Annotated in this window: 14 protein-coding genes; 8 read left to right on the top strand and 6 right to left on the bottom strand. The window is 48.3% G+C overall.

Annotated elements, in window-relative coordinates:
• The first annotated feature begins 11 nt into the window (after positions 1–11).
• A complete protein-coding gene (gene spoT, locus FIV04_RS00625) occupies positions 12–2,135 on the top strand; it encodes a bifunctional GTP diphosphokinase/guanosine-3',5'-bis pyrophosphate 3'-pyrophosphohydrolase (RefSeq protein WP_152467970.1) in 2,124 nt (707 codons plus the stop codon).
• A 369-nt stretch (positions 2,136–2,504) separates the two neighbouring features.
• On the top strand, positions 2,505–4,583 hold the full coding sequence (gene recG, locus FIV04_RS00620; protein ID WP_152467969.1) for an ATP-dependent DNA helicase RecG: 2,079 nt from the start codon (positions 2,505–2,507) through the stop codon (positions 4,581–4,583).
• 201 nt (positions 4,584–4,784) lie between these two features.
• Here recG and envZ read toward each other — a convergent pair whose 3' ends face one another.
• Together envZ and ompR are read right to left on the bottom strand one after the other, a co-directional pair.
• Entirely contained in the window at positions 4,785–6,083 is a 1,299-nt protein-coding gene (envZ, locus tag FIV04_RS00615) for a two-component system sensor histidine kinase EnvZ (protein ID WP_152467968.1), read from the bottom strand.
• Positions 6,084–6,230: 147 nt separating this feature from the next.
• Positions 6,231–6,950, bottom strand: coding sequence for a two-component system response regulator OmpR (gene ompR, locus FIV04_RS00610; RefSeq protein WP_032551125.1), 720 nt, complete (start codon positions 6,948–6,950; stop codon positions 6,231–6,233).
• A gap of 161 nt (positions 6,951–7,111) precedes the next feature.
• Here ompR and greB point away from each other — a divergent pair, with 161 nt between their 5' ends.
• Together greB and FIV04_RS00600 are read left to right on the top strand one after the other, a co-directional pair.
• Positions 7,112–7,588, top strand: coding sequence for a transcription elongation factor GreB (gene greB / locus FIV04_RS00605; RefSeq protein ID WP_032551124.1), 477 nt, complete (start codon positions 7,112–7,114; stop codon positions 7,586–7,588).
• Positions 7,589–8,266: 678 nt separating this feature from the next.
• On the top strand, positions 8,267–10,588 hold the full coding sequence (locus FIV04_RS00600) for a Tex family protein (protein WP_152467967.1): 2,322 nt from the start codon (positions 8,267–8,269) through the stop codon (positions 10,586–10,588).
• A gap of 193 nt (positions 10,589–10,781) precedes the next feature.
• Here FIV04_RS00600 and FIV04_RS00595 read toward each other — a convergent pair whose 3' ends face one another.
• Positions 10,782–11,255, bottom strand: coding sequence for a hypothetical protein (locus tag FIV04_RS00595; RefSeq protein WP_032551121.1), 474 nt, complete (start codon positions 11,253–11,255; stop codon positions 10,782–10,784).
• Positions 11,256–11,429: 174 nt separating this feature from the next.
• Positions 11,430–12,206 (bottom strand): pimeloyl-ACP methyl ester esterase BioH, encoded by a 777-nt coding sequence (gene bioH / locus FIV04_RS00590; RefSeq protein WP_152467966.1) that lies wholly within the window; start codon positions 12,204–12,206, stop codon positions 11,430–11,432.
• 91 nt (positions 12,207–12,297) lie between these two features.
• On the opposite strand from bioH, the gene FIV04_RS27375 reads away from it, so the two are divergent.
• From FIV04_RS27375 to cysQ, 4 genes are all read left to right on the top strand, one after another.
• Positions 12,298–13,020 (top strand): ComF family protein, encoded by a 723-nt coding sequence (locus tag FIV04_RS27375; protein WP_152467965.1) that lies wholly within the window; start codon positions 12,298–12,300, stop codon positions 13,018–13,020.
• A gap of 108 nt (positions 13,021–13,128) precedes the next feature.
• The gene (nfuA, locus tag FIV04_RS00580) at positions 13,129–13,713 is read left to right on the top strand and encodes a Fe-S biogenesis protein NfuA (protein ID WP_032551117.1); all 585 of its coding nucleotides are present in this window, start codon (positions 13,129–13,131) and stop codon (positions 13,711–13,713) included.
• Positions 13,714–13,981: 268 nt separating this feature from the next.
• On the top strand, positions 13,982–14,545 hold the full coding sequence (gene nudE, locus FIV04_RS00575; protein WP_152467964.1) for an ADP compounds hydrolase NudE: 564 nt from the start codon (positions 13,982–13,984) through the stop codon (positions 14,543–14,545).
• A gap of 10 nt (positions 14,546–14,555) precedes the next feature.
• Positions 14,556–15,383, top strand: coding sequence for a 3'(2'),5'-bisphosphate nucleotidase CysQ (gene cysQ / locus FIV04_RS00570; RefSeq protein ID WP_152467963.1), 828 nt, complete (start codon positions 14,556–14,558; stop codon positions 15,381–15,383).
• Between the two features lie 65 nt (positions 15,384–15,448).
• Here the strand turns inward: cysQ and FIV04_RS00565 are convergent, their stop codons facing one another.
• Positions 15,449–16,228, bottom strand: a complete 780-nt coding sequence (locus tag FIV04_RS00565) for a type II secretion system protein N (RefSeq protein ID WP_152467962.1) — start codon at positions 16,226–16,228, stop codon at positions 15,449–15,451.
• 1 nt (position 16,229) lies between these two features.
• A complete protein-coding gene (locus tag FIV04_RS00560; protein ID WP_150870497.1) occupies positions 16,230–16,718 on the bottom strand; it encodes a type II secretion system protein M in 489 nt (162 codons plus the stop codon).
• Positions 16,719–16,738: the final 20 nt, after the last annotated feature.

The following is a 16,738-nucleotide window of genomic DNA, read 5'->3' as shown; positions in this document are numbered from 1 at the left end:
GGGCCTTTAATTTGTATCTATTCGATAGCCTCAAAGACGTTGCCCAAGAATACCTAACAGAGCCTCAAATTGAGGCTCTGCGTCAATCTTATGTGGTAGCGAGAGATGCCCATGAAGGGCAAACCCGCTCAAGCGGTGAACCATACATTATCCACCCTGTTGCTGTTTCACGTATCCTGGCTGAAATGCGCCTTGATATTGAAACACTCCAAGCAGCGCTACTCCACGATGTAATTGAAGATACTGAAGTTACAAAAGAAGAGTTAGAAACGCAGTTTGGTAACACAGTGGCGGAGCTTGTTGATGGTGTTTCTAAGCTGGATAAGCTTAAGTTTCGTGATCGCAAAGAAGCGCAAGCAGAGAACTTCCGTAAGATGGTTCTCGCAATGGTGCAAGACATCCGCGTTATCTTGATCAAATTAGCAGACCGAACACACAACATGCGTACGCTTGGTGCCCTGCGCCCAGACAAAAAGCGTCGTATTGCACGTGAAACCCTAGAGATCTACTCTCCTCTTGCTCACCGTCTTGGTATTCATAACATCAAGACTGAACTAGAAGAACTTGGATTTGAAGCCCTTTATCCAAACCGTTACCGAGTTCTGAAAGAAGTGGTGAAAGCCGCTCGTGGTAACCGCAAAGAGATGATCCAACGTATCCATAGCGAGATTGAAGGTCGCCTCGAAGAGGTTGGCTTACCTGCTCGCGTATTTGGTCGTGAAAAGAACCTGTTCTCCATCTACAACAAGATGAAAACCAAAGAGCAGCGCTTCCACACCATTATGGATATCTACGCATTCCGCGTCGTGGTAGACACACCAGACACTTGTTACCGTGCTCTAGGTCAGGCTCATAGCTTGTATAAGCCTCGTCCTGGTCGCATGAAAGACTACATCGCAGTACCGAAAGCCAACGGCTATCAGTCTCTACATACCTCTATGATCGGCCCTCACGGCGTCCCGGTTGAAGTACAAATTCGTACGGAAGACATGGACCAAATGGCAGACAAAGGTGTTGCTGCGCATTGGTCTTACAAAGGCAATGGTACTCGTAGCAATGGCACCACCGCGCAAGTGAAAGCTCAGCGTTGGATGCAGAGCCTACTTGAGCTTCAACAAAGTGCCGGTAACTCATTCGAATTCATCGAGAACGTTAAGTCTGATCTATTCCCTGATGAGATTTTCGTCTTCACACCGAAAGGTCGTATCGTTGAGCTGCCAGCAGGCGCAACAGCCGTCGACTTCGCTTACGCAGTCCATACTGACGTTGGTAATATGTGTGTTGGCGCTCGTGTAGACATGAACCCGTACCCACTAAGTAAAGCCCTGAAGAACGGTCAGACGATCGAAATCATCAGCGCACCGGGTGCTCGTCCAAATGCTGCATGGCTCAACTATGTGGTGACTTCTCGTGCTCGTACTAAGATTCGTCAGGTTCTTAAGACCATGCGTCGTGAAGAGTCGGTAACCCTAGGGCGCCGCCTACTTAACCACGCACTGGGTGAACACTCAATTGGCGATATTGCTCAAGAGAACGTTGACCACGTACTGTCTGATCTACGCTTAGAGTCGATTGAAGACCTACTGGCTTCGATTGGTTTGGGTGAGCTGATGAGTATCGTAATTGCCCGTCGTCTACTGGGTGATGCGGACGAACTAACAGAAGTGAACAACGACAGCGATACACCGAAGAAGAAGCTGCCTATCCGTGGCGCTGAAGGTCTATTGCTGACATTTGCCAACTGTTGTCACCCGATCCCAGACGATCACATCATTGCCCATGTATCTCCAGGTCGTGGCCTTGTGGTTCACCGTGAAACGTGTCCAAACGTTCGTGGTTACCAAAAAGAACCAGACAAGTACATGGCGGTTGAATGGTCTGATGATTACGACCAAGAGTTCACAGCAGAGCTTCAGGTTGATCTGCAGAACCACCAAGGCGCACTAGCTGAGCTAACTAACGTTATCTCGAAAACAGGCTCAAACATTCATGGTATCTCGACTGAAGAACGTGATGGACGCTTGTACACCGTGACTATCTTGCTGACCACCAAAGATCGTGTGCATCTTGCGAGTATTATGAAGAAGCTACGTGTTATGCCACACGCGTTGAAGGTAAGACGTCGTAAGAACTGATTCAAGAGCAGATGAGGGATTCGAGATGGCGAGATACGAAGAGCAAAATACTTCGTAATTCACCATCTTGGCTCCACATCTGCTTTTAGTTTTTTCGAGTCGCAATAGATAAAGCAGATGAGAAATACGAGTGCCGTGATACGAAGAGCAAAAGCTTTTCACCACTCAACTTTTCGTATTTCGAGTCTGCTTTAGTTTTTTATACTGTCCTACTCTTCTCGTATCCTATTTACATATATCCCGCACTCGCTCTTAGTCTTTTCGCATCCCGTTTACCCGAATCTCTCATCTGCTCTTTCGCTTTGTCCTGTACAAAAATCCAGTAAAATGCTTGAATAGACGATATCTATTACCGTCGTGAGCCTTGTTATGTCACAGCTTTTATCTGCTATTCCTCTTAACTCTCTATCCGGAGTTGGCGCTAAGGTTGCCGAGAAACTGGCAAAGGTTGGATTGAACAACGTACAAGACCTGCTATTCCACTTACCACTTCGCTATGAAGATCGAACACGCATCTACCCGATCGCAAAATTGCATGCGGGGATCTGGGCAGCAGTGCAAGGCAAAGTAATGAGTGTCGATACTATTTTCGGCAAGCGCAAAATGCTGGCGGTTAAAATCAGCGACGGCAATGGCACTATCACCCTGCGCTTTTTCAACTTCACTGCTGGGATGAAGAACAATTTTGCCGAAGGCAAACAAGTTCATGCCTACGGTGAGATCAAACGTGGCGGTATGGGTTTAGAAATCGTCCACCCAGACTACAAGTTCTTTGCTCCAAGGCAGCAACCTGACGTTGAAGCAACCCTGACGCCGGTTTACCCAACCACAGATGGTCTAAGACAAGTCACGCTGCGCAACCTCACCGAGCAAGCACTAGATCTTATCGATAAAGCTGCGGTTAACGAACTACTGCCTTCTGGCTTATACGATCACCAAATTACGCTGGCTCAAGCGCTACATACCATACATAGACCACCACCGGGGATCGACCTTGAGCTATTTGATGAAGGTAAGCACCCAGCTCAACTGCGTTTGATCATGGAAGAGCTGCTCGCACAAAACCTATCAATGCTATCGGTTCGCAGCAAGGGGCAACAAGACAACGCGATTCCACTGCCGCCAGTGCATACGCTCAAAGACAGACTACTAGCGCAATTACCATTCTCGCCAACCAATGCACAAGCACGCGTGGTAAAAGAGATTGAGGGCGATCTTGAGAAACCACACCCTATGATGCGCTTAGTGCAAGGTGATGTAGGCTCAGGTAAAACCCTAGTCGCCGCCCTTGCTGCCGTTCGCGCTCTAGAGCACGGTCAACAAGTCGCGCTGATGGCACCAACCGAGCTTCTGGCAGAGCAGCACTCAATAAACTTTGCTAATTGGTTTGAGAGCATGGGTATTCAAGTCGGTTGGCTAGCCGGTAAGCTCAAAGGCAAAGCCAAAGAGAAAGAGCTTGAGCGTATTGCCAGTGGCGAAGCGCAAATGGTGGTCGGTACGCATGCCCTATTCCAAGAGCATGTAGCTTTCCATAACCTAGGCCTGGTGATCATCGATGAGCAGCACAGGTTTGGTGTCCACCAGCGATTAGAGCTGCGTGAGAAAGGCGCCAAGCAAGGTCATTATCCACACCAATTGGTGATGACGGCGACACCGATTCCACGCACACTAGCGATGACGGCCTATGCCGATTTAGAAACCTCGATCATTGATGAACTACCACCGGGTCGAACGCCCATTCAAACCGTCGCTATTCCAGATACCAAGCGTGACGACATTGTCGAACGTGTACGTAATGCGTGTCTTAACGAGGGCAAACAAGCCTATTGGGTGTGCACGTTAATTGATGAGTCCGAAGTGTTGGAAGCGCAAGCGGCAGCGGATACCGCAGAGGAGCTGCAACGCAAACTTCCTGATGTGAAAATTGGTTTAGTACATGGTCGCATGAAGCCTGCCGAAAAACAGGCCGTGATGCAGGAGTTCAAAGAGAACAAGCTCCATCTTTTGGTCGCGACAACGGTTATCGAAGTGGGTGTGGATGTTCCGAACTCGAGCTTAATGATCATCGAGAACCCAGAGCGTCTCGGTCTTGCTCAGCTACACCAATTACGTGGTCGTGTTGGTCGTGGCTCAGTCGCGAGTCACTGTGTATTGCTGTACCACTCACCACTCTCTAAAACAGCTCAGAAGCGCTTAGGTGTACTGCGTGAAAGTAACGATGGCTTTGTGATTGCTCAACGAGATTTGGAGATCCGTGGTCCGGGTGAGTTGCTTGGTACTAAACAGACGGGTTTGGCAGACTTTAAGATTGCCGACTTGGTACGCGACCAGCGTTTAATCCCTGAAGTGCAGCGTATTGCGCGCCACATTCACGACAGCTACCCAGACAATGCTAAAGCGATCATCAACCGCTGGTTGGGTGAACGCGATGTGTACTCTAAGGCGTAGTCATAGATGCTAATTGATTGAACTAAAAAGGCTTCCTCACGGAAGCCTTTTTGCATATTAACCCTTGCGAAAAAGAGCTAAGAGCGAGATTCCCTACTCGCTCGTCCCTCACGATAGGGAATGACGATATTTTTTGTTATCCGCGAGAGGGAAGAATGACCGAGTCGGGGATCTATAGCAGCCCCTCGAAACTCATTAAGCTTACAACTTAACTGGAAAGCTGATCTGTGCTTTCAGACCGCCTTGGCTGCGGTTATTCACCACGACAGCACCTTGATGCTGACTGACAATGCGCTTCACAATCGCCAAACCTAAACCCGTACCTTCACTACCACGCGCGGTATCGCCTCGAGTGAAGGGTTCAAACAGCTTGCTGATCTGATCTTGTGGAATACCGGGGCCATTATCTTCTACTGTTACCCAAGCGAGTTTGTTATCCGCGGTCATACCCGTGGTGACTTTGACCCAGCCATTACCATAGCGTAGGGAGTTAACCACCAAGTTACTGATTGCGCGCTTAATGGCAATTGGGTTACCCAAGGCAGGTTTCATGTTAGAAGCGAGGTCAGTTTCAATTTCTACCTCATAGCCACCCTCAGAGCTCGCCACCTCACCAGCAATATCTTCTAAGAACACAGCTTGGAACGAATTACGGTCAACAGGTTTTAGGTAATCCATAAACTGGCTGATGATCTCATTACACTCTTCCGTATCACTGATAATACCTTCGGCTAAGTAGCTGTCTTCCGGTGACATCATCTCCGTCGCTAAACGAATACGAGTCAATGGCGTACGCAGGTCATGACTGATACCCGCCATCAATAGCGCTCTGTCTTCCTCAAGCTCTTGGATGCCTTTCGACATCTGGTTAAAGGCACGAGTTACCGAGCGAATCTCTTGCGCACCTTGAACTGGCAGAGGCGGTGGAATATCACCACGCCCTACCCCTTTGGCGGCTTTCTCTAATGCAATCAAAGGACGGTTCTGTAAACGGATAAACAGCCAACCACCGGCAATGATCAATAGCGCCATGATCAAGCTATTGCGGAACAGCGGTGCAAAATCTTCTTCTTGTAGCTCAGATAGCGGGATTCGAATCAACGAGTTGGGCAACTGCGCTATATCCATCCAAAGTACATAGCTCTCGGCACCCAAGATCAGCCTCACCTCGGTCTCAGAACCAAGTTCCTTAGTCATCTCTTCACTCATCAGGTCAATCGCTACAGCATGGTAAAACTCACCCGCCGTTTCACTATCTTTGGTGTGAACCGTCACCCCAAGCTGCTCGAGCACACGCTGACGCAGTGGTGCGTCCATCTCGATATCAAGATCACCTTCGTCTAAAACCAAGTTCAGCTCATGCGCCAAGATCTTATTAAACTGCTGCAAACTCGGCATTAAGGCGTAATTAAACACCGCGTAGTAAGAGAATATTTGGCTAGCAACCAGTAAGGTTAAGAAGAGAACGATAGATTGAGTAAAGGAGCTACGTATACGCATAGAAAACCTAAAGTGAAAGGTAGAGAAACAGAGACATAATAGAAACTATAACTCTAAACCACTGTTCTGAATAGAAAACGGGCCATCACATAATTATGAGATGACCCGATAACAATCACATTTCAATCACGATGGTGACTGATAGAGTTACACTGCTTTTCCATCAGGAACGAACACGTAACCTAAGCCCCACACCGTTTGGATGTAGCGCGGCTTACTAGGATCTTCTTCAACAAGGCGACGCAGGCGAGAGATCTGAACGTCGATAGAACGCTCCATCGCGGAATACTCACGGCCGCGAGCCATATTCATAAGCTTATCGCGAGACATTGGCTCACGCGCATTGGTGACTAGAGACTTCAATACCGCGAACTCACCTGAAGTGAGAGGCATTGGCTCTTCACCGCGGAACATCTCACGGGTACCGAGATTCAGACGGAATTCACCGAACTCAACCACAGACTCTTCTGTGCTTGGTGCACCCGGCGCTTCAATCACTTGACGACGCAGTACTGCTTTAATGCGCGCTAGAAGCTCACGAGGGTTAAATGGCTTAGGTAGGTAATCATCGGCACCCACTTCTAGGCCAACAATGCGATCAACTTCATCACCCTTTGCGGTCAGCATCAGGATAGGCAACATGTTATTGGCGTTACGTAGACGACGGCAGATTGAGAGGCCATCTTCGCCCGGTAACATTAAGTCCAGCACCATCAAGTGGAAGTTTTCACGGGTTAACAGGCGGTCCATCTGCTCACTGTTTGCCACGCTACGCACTTGAAAGCCTTGCTCAGACAAGTAGCGTTCCAGCAATGCACGAAGGCGCGCATCGTCATCGACCACTAAAATTTTGTAGTTTTCTTGCATGTAATGGTTCCACCTATTAAAACTCAAACTTGAAGATTAAGTATTCTTTTTAGACATTGAAAATGTAACATTCTTGGAGAAAATGTCGCCTAAAGAATTGTTAACGTATGTTGCCTTTCTATATATTCTATCTTAGAACATGATTTCACTAAGTCAGAGTTATGAAAACAAACTTAATTACTCGTGAGGGTTATGAAAAACTCACAAAAGAGCTGAATTTCCTATGGCGAGAAGATCGCCCTGAAGTGACCAAGAAAGTAACTTGGGCAGCGAGCCTCGGTGATCGCAGTGAAAACGCAGACTATCAGTACAATAAAAAACGCCTACGTGAGATCGATCGCCGCGTTCGCTATTTAAGAAAACGACTCGACCAAGTAAAGGTTGTCGACTACTCGCCACAGCAAGAAGGCAAAGTGTTTTTTGGTGCTTGGGTTGAAATAGAGAATGACGACGGCGATACCAAGTCATTTCGTATTGTTGGGCCAGATGAGATCTATGGCGGTGTCAAAGACTATGTCTCGATCGACTCACCGATGGCACGAGCCCTGCTCAAGAAAGAAGTGGATGATGAGTTCACGGTGCGTACCCCAGAGGGCGACAAAGAGTGGTTTGTGAATGCGATTCGCTATACACCATAGAGACTTTTCAAGGCTCTAAATAAAAGGAAACCCCGTGAGGCTTGCGCCCTACGGGGTTAAGTTCTTTCGTAGCCTTCCTGCCACTATTTATCTCATTGAGATGAGGTGCTCCCTGCATCTTTCCTTGATATTGGCTAAATCCTTTAACCGATTTCCTTTTGTCATCGCCATCCTAGCGGTGTCCATGCTTGCCTATCATCCTGACGGGCTAATCTCATCCAGAGATATTCACTTTCATCAGCATCAGTAACCATCCTAGCCACATCAAACTCAATCAGTGTTTTACATCCTTGCTGACCACTCATCCTAAGCAATCAAATCTTCATCCTGAAGATACCTAATCCGTTAGGCTTTTTCCTGTTCCTGCCAACTCCCTGTCGACAAGTTAAATATTACGTGAAATCCGATGGCATCCCAGATATCTGCCAACAAAAATTTGATATAACATCGATCACACCGCAATACAAACCATTAAATATCAACAAGTTATAGTGATACATAGTAAAAACAGCATGCACAAAGTGATTTAGTCGCACATCACTTGTAAGAGATCTCGCACAAAAGGTATGTCAGATAGGGAAATCACCGAACAAACAGGAAATTGACTTAGCAAAGCTAGAAAAAGCTAAGATTCACCCCCATATATGTGGGCACGATAATCAAAAAGAGATTCAACGGATGAGCCAAGCTATCTGTAGACAGATCGCTCAAGAGCTGAGCGTTCGCCCCGATCAAGTGACCGCAGCAGTTACCCTAATCGATGACGGTAACACGGTTCCCTTTATTGCACGTTACCGTAAAGAGGTAACGGGCGGCCTTGATGACACCCAATTACGTAATTTAGACAGCCGACTTTCTTATCTGCGTGAACTCGACGATCGCCGCCAAACGATCCTCAAATCGATTCAAGACCAAGGCAAACTGACCGCTGAGCTTGAAAAAGAAATCACTCAAGCCGACAGCAAAACCCGCCTAGAAGACTTATACCTACCTTACAAACCTAAGCGTCGCACCAAAGGTCAAATTGCAATTGAAGCTGGCTTAGAACCTCTAGCAGAGACACTATGGAACGAACCACAACACGATCCAGAAAGTGAAGCCTCTCAGTACCTGAATAGTGACAAAGGCATTGAAGATACTAAGGCCGCACTGGATGGTGCTCGCGCAATTATCATGGAACGCATCGCAGAAGATGCAAACCTGCTTGAGAAAATCCGTCAGCACCTGACGCGCAATGCAGCATTAGGCGCTCGCGTTGTTGCAGGGAAAGAGCAAGAAGGCGAGAAATTCAAAGACTACTTCGAGCATGACGAAACGCTGAGCAAAGTCCCTTCACACCGAGCACTAGCCATGCTGCGTGGTCGTAATGAGGGCTTCCTAACACTAACCATGAACGCTGACCCAGAGCAAGAAGAGGGTGTACGTGGTTCTTACTGTGAAAACATCATCTCTGATCACTATGGTATTACTCTGAGCAGCGCTCCTGCCGATGCATGGCGTAAACAGGTGATCAGCTGGGCATGGCGCATCAAAGTATCGATGCACATGGAAACCGAGCTGATGGGCGCAATGAAAGAGCGCGCAGAAATCGAAGCGATTGAAGTATTCGCGACTAACCTGAAAGATCTATTAATGGCCGCTCCGGCTGGTCCTCGTGCAACACTAGGTCTCGATCCGGGTCTACGTACAGGTTCAAAAATCGCTGTAGTTGATGCAACAGGTAAAGTGCTCGCAACCGAAACCATCTATCCTCATCCACCACAAAAGCAGTACGACAAATCTGCACACATCGTTGAGCAGATGGTGCGTCAATTCAATGTTGATCTGATTGCAATTGGTAACGGTACAGCTTCACGCGAAACCGACAGCTTTGTGGCTGACGTGATTAAGCGCGGCAACCTAAAAGTACAGAAGATCATTGTGAGCGAAGCTGGCGCATCGGTTTACTCGGCATCTGAGCTTGCAGCGAAAGAGTTCCCGAATATGGACGTGTCGTTGCGTGGTGCAGTATCAATCGCTCGTCGTCTACAAGACCCACTGGCAGAGCTGGTTAAGATTGACCCGAAATCAATCGGTGTCGGCCAATACCAACACGATGTGAGCCAAACCATGCTAGCCAAACGCCTAGATGCGATCGTCGAAGACTGTGTAAACGCAGTCGGTGTTGACGTAAACACCGCCTCTGCCGCACTTCTGACTCGTGTTGCTGGCCTATCTAGCACCATCGCACAGAACATTGTTGATTACCGTGATGAGAACGGCCGCTTTGAAGCACGTACCACGTTGAAGAAAGTTGCGCGCTTGGGGCCAAAAGCCTTTGAACAGTGTGCCGGCTTCCTGCGTATCATGGGTGGAAAAAACCCACTCGATGCCTCAGCGGTTCACCCTGAAGCTTATCCTGTGGTAAAAGCGATCTCTGAGAAGAACAACAAAGACATCAAGACCCTAATCGGCGACTCTGGCTTCCTAAAAGGCCTGCACGCGGTCGATTACACCGACGATAACTTCGGCGTGCCAACCGTAACAGACATCATTAAAGAGCTAGATAAACCGGGTCGTGACCCGCGCCCTGAGTTCAAAACGGCGACCTTTGCGGAAGGCGTTAACTCTGTGTCTGATTTAGAGCCGGGCATGATTCTAGAGGGCGTGGTCTCTAACGTAGCCAACTTTGGTGCTTTCGTTGATATCGGTGTTCACCAAGACGGTCTGGTACACATTTCAGCACTGACTGACCGATTCGTTTCTGATCCACGTGAAGTAGTGAAAGCGGGCGACATCGTCAAAGTGAAAGTGATGGAAGTGGACGTGCAGCGTAAGCGTATTGCGCTAAGCATGCGCATGAAAGACGAGCCGGGACAAGATAACCGTGCTCAACGTTCATCTGCACCTCGTTCTCAAGGTCGTCAATCGCAAGGCGGTCCGCGTCGTCGCGAAGAGCCACAACAGAACGGCGCTATGGGTGGCGCGTTTGCTGCTGCCTTTGCGAAAGCGAAGAAGTAACGCCTCGTGATAAGGGGTGAGCAGCTAGAAAAGCGTTTGGATCATAGTAGACCTAAAGCTGTAAAAGTTGTATCTCAGACGTAAGAGCGTCCTCTTAAATATAAAAGCGCCCTTCTAAAAACAGAAAACCTGCATCGCCAGTGGCATGCAGGTTTTTTATTAGGTTCAAAAAGGCTTGGCGATATTGACTGCGCTAGAGCACAACCAATACCTCAGATGGCTTATGAGGCGCAACAGCATGGCCATAATGATACTTAATGACCTTACGTCGTTGTTCCATCTGCCCTTCTCGAATCGCCGCATCAAGAATGTGCTTGGGCAATCGAAAACGCATGGTGTAACCCTTTCCTTGATCAGCACTATAACTACTCAGTGCCAATAAGCTGAACAACCTATCAAATGGATCTTTAGGCTCTTCTTGGTTTACCGCATTTATTTCCTGCTCGTTATCCATTTCATAACCGGGATGGTCAGAGGGATCCCAAGCTGATTGCTGCCTTCGTTTATCGTCCGATTTTACCTTGCGCTCTGCATTGGTTTTAGCCAATGCGACGGCTGGAGCAACAGGCTCTCGAACTCTATTTTCACGCGCAACTTGCTCAGTTTGCACATTAACGGATGGGGCGATCAGTGGCACACTTACTGCCGTTGCAGGTGACACAATCATTGCGAACTCTCCTCAAGAATCGCCCATCGCTATTGCCATGGCACCGTTGAACCCAGTAAGCACAACAGGCATAGCCCAAACTACTGTGTTCTGCTCAGGTGAGAGAGAGGGCTGAGCATCGTTCAGTGCCTTGGTTAGATTATATATCGACCACGTTGTCTATAATTTTAGCAATTATTTCTCGGCGAAGCTGATCAACTCACAGCAAAAAGCGTCCGCTTCTGTCATGAACGGCGCATGCGAAGACTGAGTAAAGATGTATTGCTCGGTGTTTGGTAGCGCTTTTTCTAGATCTTTTGCCACCTTAATCGGTACCAAACCATCTAATCGACCATATAAGCGCAGCATAGGCACTGTTAGCTCAGGTAAGCGCTCACGCAGATCGACATCTGAAAGCATTTTTAATCCGGCAAGCAGCGAGTCTGGGTTAGGCAGCGGACGCGACAGTACCGCCTGTTTGAGTTGTTTTACATCTTGTCTTGCCGACGGACTGCCCATCGCTTGCAGCGCCATGAAGCGCTCGATGGTGGTTTGAAAATCTTCCACCAGCTGCTCGGTAAAATTGCTCAGAACGTTAGGTTGGATACCGCGCCATAGCACCGGCTCTTTGGCTGCGGCGAATTTCGGAGAACTCGCAACCGTGACGAGTTTAGAGACATAATCTGTATGATGCAGCGCCATATGAGTCGCGACTAAGCCACCCAAAGACCAACCAACCCAGATCGCCTGCTTTGGCGCCTCTTCCATCAACTGCTCGGCAATACCTTCGAGCGTATCAGCATGGCAGTGACTGCTGTGACCATAACCTGGCAGGTCAACCACATGGACACGGAACTGGGTCTCAAGTGCCGTTACAGTTTGCTGCCACACCGCACCGTTCATTCCCCATCCATGAACCAAAACCAAATCTGGCCCCTGTCCAGACACATGCCAATACAGTTTGTCGCTCATCTCGTGATTTTCCCTACTATTCTCATCCAACAATGATGACCTTGCTGGCTAGGCTATCCAAACCTACATCATCAATGCACTTGTGCTCGCTATGTTATCTGATTGGCTCCAAAAACACACACCACGCTTGGTCACACCACAATGTCATCTCTGCAAACTGCCAAAGCTACCTCAAGATAGTCATCCTAAATGGTGTAATAGCTGCCTATCTCATTTCGCACCACAACACCGCTGCCAACGTTGCGGTATCAAGCTTAATATCGATGCCACCATATGTGGGGCATGTTTAAAAAAACCACCGCCATGGCATCGGCTCTATTGTGTTGGAGATTACGATTTTCCACTCAACCATTACGTCCACCAGATGAAATACAGTGGTCAATTTTGGTTAAGTCGAGACTTAGTCAAACTGCTGGCGAACCATATTGAGCAGCCCGCCCCTATTATCACTAGTGTGCCGCTGCATTGGCGGCGCTACCTACACCGCGGATTTAATCAAAGCGCATTGCTAGCCGATGCTCTTGCGCACGAACTTAACAGCCAAAGCCTAGCGCTGTTTCGTCGTCAACGTGCCACCCCGACTCAGCAAGGGTTAAGTAAGACACAACGCCAGCACAACCTGCGTAATGTTTTTTCTTTTAGAAACAAGGATGTGATGAAAGTGATAGCAAAAGGCGACGCCCATGTTGCAATAATGGATGATGTCGTCACCACAGGCAGTACCGTGTATCAATTATGTCAATTGCTACTTGAAGTGGGCGCTAAAAGGATTGATATTTACTGCATCTGCCGCACTCCTGAACCCGCGTCTTAGTCAATTTCCCTAAAAACTTGTCTATCAATTCAGCAAAAAAGGGCTGAATTACCGCCCCGACAGGAGTAGAATGGCAGAATAGCCTACAAATTTACTCAGGTATTCGTCGTGTCAAATATTACTATTACAGAAACAGCTCAAACTCATTTTGCTAATCTGCTTTCACAGCAGCCAGAAGGGACTAACATCCGCGTATTCGTGGTAAACCCAGGTACGCAGAATGCAGAGTGTGGTGTTTCTTACTGCCCTACAGATGCAGTAGAAGCATCTGATACTGAACTAGCATTTGAAGGCTTCTCTGCTTACGTAGATGAACTAAGCCTACCATTCCTAGACGAAGCTGAAATCGACTTCGTTACAGACAAAATGGGTTCTCAGCTAACTTTAAAAGCACCGAACGCAAAAATGCGTAAAGTGGCGGATGACGCACCTCTTCTAGAGCGCGTTGAGTACGCAATCCAGACTCAAGTAAACCCACAACTAGCAGGCCACGGCGGTCACGTAAGCCTAGTTGAAATCACTGATGAAGGCGTTGCTATCGTCGCGTTTGGTGGTGGTTGTAACGGTTGTTCTATGGTTGATGTGACTCTAAAAGAAGGTATCGAGAAAGAACTTCTACAACAGTTCGAGGGTGAACTAACAGCCGTTCGTGATGCAACTGAGCACGATCGTGGTGAGCACTCTTACTACTAATCACACCTAAGGTTAGAGACCAAGGCTGATGTTTTCACATCAGCCTTTTTGTTTTCTAGGCACCTGATGATTGATAAGCCCATCTATCCTCATCAGCCCCACCATCAACTTCACTAACAAAATCAATAGAATGGCGTTCTAATCTATATAGCGCCCATTGCAATCGCTTCCCATTCAATAATTCCATGATATAAAAACTCACCTCTAGGAAGTCATCGCCATTTCCCCTATATTAGAAAGACTTCCCAAAAAGCTAAGGAGCGAGCGCATGACAAAAAGGACCAAGCCAGAAATCTTGGCTAAGCAAACTGTCGCTCAATCAAAACTGTTTTCTATTGAATCTCTCGACCTCAAGTTTTCTAACGGTGAGCTTCGTACCTACGAACGCATGAAACCAAGCGGTCGCAACGCAGTAATGATGGTCCCGATTACTGAGCAAGGTGACATCCTATTGGTACGTGAATACGCTGCAGGTACAGAGCGCTATGAGCTCGGCTTCCCTAAAGGTCTCATCGACCAAGGTGAAACGCCCAACGAAGCGGCGGTAAGAGAGTTAAAAGAAGAGATTGGTTTTGGCGCTCGCAAACTGACGCCACTCAAGGAAGTGATTCTCGCCCCTTCTTACTTTTCGAGCAAAATGACCCTGTTCATTGCCGAAGATCTCTACCCGGAACAGCTAGAAGGTGACGAACCAGAACCACTGGATATTGTGCGCTGGCCGCTGGCTCAAGGAGAAGAGTTACTTACACATCTCGACTTCTGTGAAGCTCGCTCCATCACCGCTTTATTACTGGCTCTTCGACTACTAAAACAACAATCTGACGAAGAGTAAGAGACTTTTTATGCCAATGACAAAAGATTTATCCCACTTACTGCCTTCCGTGATTGAAGTTGCTCGCTCAGCAGGACAACTGATCTTAGAGATCTACGAGAAGAAAGATTACGAAGAGTACACCAAGAGTGACGATACCCCCGTCACCAGCGCCGACCTTGCAGCGCACAAGCTAATCTCACAAAGGTTGAATGAACTTACCCCTGACATCCCAGTGTTATCGGAAGAAGCGGCAGACATTAGCCTAGAAAAGCGCTCTCAATGGGATCGCTATTGGTTGGTAGACCCACTTGATGGAACCCAAGAGTTCATTGCACGCAGCGGAGACTTTGCCACCATCATTGCACTGATTGAGCATAACAAACCCGTGATGGGGGTGGTCTACGGCCCAGTGTCGGGCGTGACTTATTATGCTTACGACGGCAAAGGCGCTTGGAAGATTCCAGATTTGAACGACAGCGTGAAGATCAAGACTCATCGCCATGAGCTACCAAATCAGCCAATTGCGATGGCGATAAGCCGCCGCCAAGACATCAACCGTATCACCAGCCGCATGAGCCCGAAATGGAACTACGACTTAGTACCACTTGGTTCAGCAGCCCTTAAAGCCTGTCTAGTTGCTGAGGGTGCAGTAGATTGTTACCTACGTTTAGGTCCAACCGGTGAATGGGATACAGCCGCAACCCAGTGCATCGTTGAAGAGGCGGGCGGGCGTATTCTCAGCACTCACCTAGAGCCACTGTCATACAACGAACGCGAAACTCTAGAGAACCCCAACTTCATCGTACTCGGCGACGCCGACCTGCCTTGGGAAGAGATCTTGCAGGGTAAAGACTAAGTCTACACAAACAAAAATGGGCACCTCAGTCGGTGCCCATTTTTCTCATTCATATTAAATAAGCGCTACAAACGTCCTTGATAAGTAAACTGGTACTTACCTTGATTGTCTGGTTTGCCTAGCCAACGCAATTGACTCTGCATCGCTTGCGGGAACTCAGCGCCCGGTTTAAACCATGCGCTGGTTGCGTAGCGGCGGTTCGGCGTTAAGCTTGCCTCAAACTCACTCTCAACTTGCGTGGTTTTCTGAGCGCCTTTTGCAGCAATCGTATTGTCTTGGCAGGTTACATCGGCGATCACTGGGCCAAAGTCCAAAGAGCCCAACGGAGTATCCGCGCCCGCTCCTGACCATGCTAGGGTACCTTCACCGGTTTGACACCAAGGTTGCCCCTGCTGAAGGTGCTTAATGGTTAACTCAACCTGACCAACTGCGGTGATGGGTACCGGAATGTTCGGCACGTATTTCATGACATCTTCAGCCGGTAGCGATGCCACCAAGTTCTGCGCGTAGGCACCGTTCATACCGTAGCCGACATAACCCTTGCCACGCAAGTTCATGTCGCTATCACGACCGAATCGAGCCGCGAGTTCTGCCTTACCCTTGAAAAGCTGGCTGAACTGAAAGTCCCACTGTACTGAGCCATAATTAACACGCTGCCAAGCTATATTGCTGGCACTGCCCTGCCAAATAGAGCCTTGCACGCCATCAATTTGCAGCCCTCTCACCTTAGGCGCATGCTTAAGAGCAAACGCGGCTGGCAGGTGCAAAAGCAGACTGGCTGAAAAGAACACGATAAAAATGGCGCTGAAAAGTAAGCCATATTTTAGAGAAGAGCCTCGCTTCACACTAACCTCGCTTGAACTGTAATCGCTTGACTTCAATCACGCCCTGCGTGTCACTGCGGTCAATATCCATGAATTCTACTTCAACGCCTTGCTGCTCTTTCAAGTACGTCAGCCAATCGACAAATTGATTGAATGGTACCGGCTTAACCCACACTTGCAGCATTTCGCCACGAGGTTGTACTCGAATCAATTCAATCTTAAAACGGCGCATTGAAGCAGGTACAGAACGGTTCAAAGGCTCAGAGCTTTTGGCACCGCCACTGCCGCGCAGTTCGACGATTTCATCAGCCTTGTTGCTAACCCAGGCCAGCAACTGCTTTTCACTCTGAATACGGCTTTGCGCTAGCTCTGCGCGAGCATTGAGCGGTTGAAGCACACCCCAATACACTGCACCGACGATTAGCAAAATCGAGCACCCAATCACAAGCCTCTGTTCGCGTTGACTAATCGATGTCCACCACGCTTGGAGTGGCTCAATCATATTTCTCATCATTGATCTCCTAACGTGAG

This window comes from Vibrio sp. THAF190c (assembly GCF_009363355.1).
Taxonomy (GTDB): domain Bacteria; phylum Pseudomonadota; class Gammaproteobacteria; order Enterobacterales; family Vibrionaceae; genus Vibrio; species Vibrio fortis_A.
This window is presented reverse-complemented; position numbering and strand designations above follow the sequence as displayed.

Excerpts from the sequence above, each read along its gene's own strand:
- recG (WP_152467969.1), top strand. The coding sequence starts at position 2,505 with ATGTCACAGCTTTTATCTGCTATTCCTCTTAACTCTCTATCCGGAGTT.
- greB (WP_032551124.1), top strand. The coding sequence starts at position 7,112 with ATGAAAACAAACTTAATTACTCGTGAGGGTTATGAAAAACTCACAAAA.
- ompR (WP_032551125.1), bottom strand. The coding sequence starts at position 6,950 with ATGCAAGAAAACTACAAAATTTTAGTGGTCGATGACGATGCGCGCCTT.
- FIV04_RS00595 (WP_032551121.1), bottom strand. The coding sequence starts at position 11,255 with ATGATTGTGTCACCTGCAACGGCAGTAAGTGTGCCACTGATCGCCCCA.
- FIV04_RS00600 (WP_152467967.1), top strand. The coding sequence starts at position 8,267 with ATGAGCCAAGCTATCTGTAGACAGATCGCTCAAGAGCTGAGCGTTCGC.
- FIV04_RS27375 (WP_152467965.1), top strand. The coding sequence starts at position 12,298 with ATGTTATCTGATTGGCTCCAAAAACACACACCACGCTTGGTCACACCA.
- envZ (WP_152467968.1), bottom strand. The coding sequence starts at position 6,083 with ATGCGTATACGTAGCTCCTTTACTCAATCTATCGTTCTCTTCTTAACC.
- nudE (WP_152467964.1), top strand. The coding sequence starts at position 13,982 with ATGACAAAAAGGACCAAGCCAGAAATCTTGGCTAAGCAAACTGTCGCT.
- cysQ (WP_152467963.1), top strand. The coding sequence starts at position 14,556 with ATGCCAATGACAAAAGATTTATCCCACTTACTGCCTTCCGTGATTGAA.
- bioH (WP_152467966.1), bottom strand. The coding sequence starts at position 12,206 with ATGAGCGACAAACTGTATTGGCATGTGTCTGGACAGGGGCCAGATTTG.
- FIV04_RS00560 (WP_150870497.1), bottom strand. The coding sequence starts at position 16,718 with ATGAGAAATATGATTGAGCCACTCCAAGCGTGGTGGACATCGATTAGT.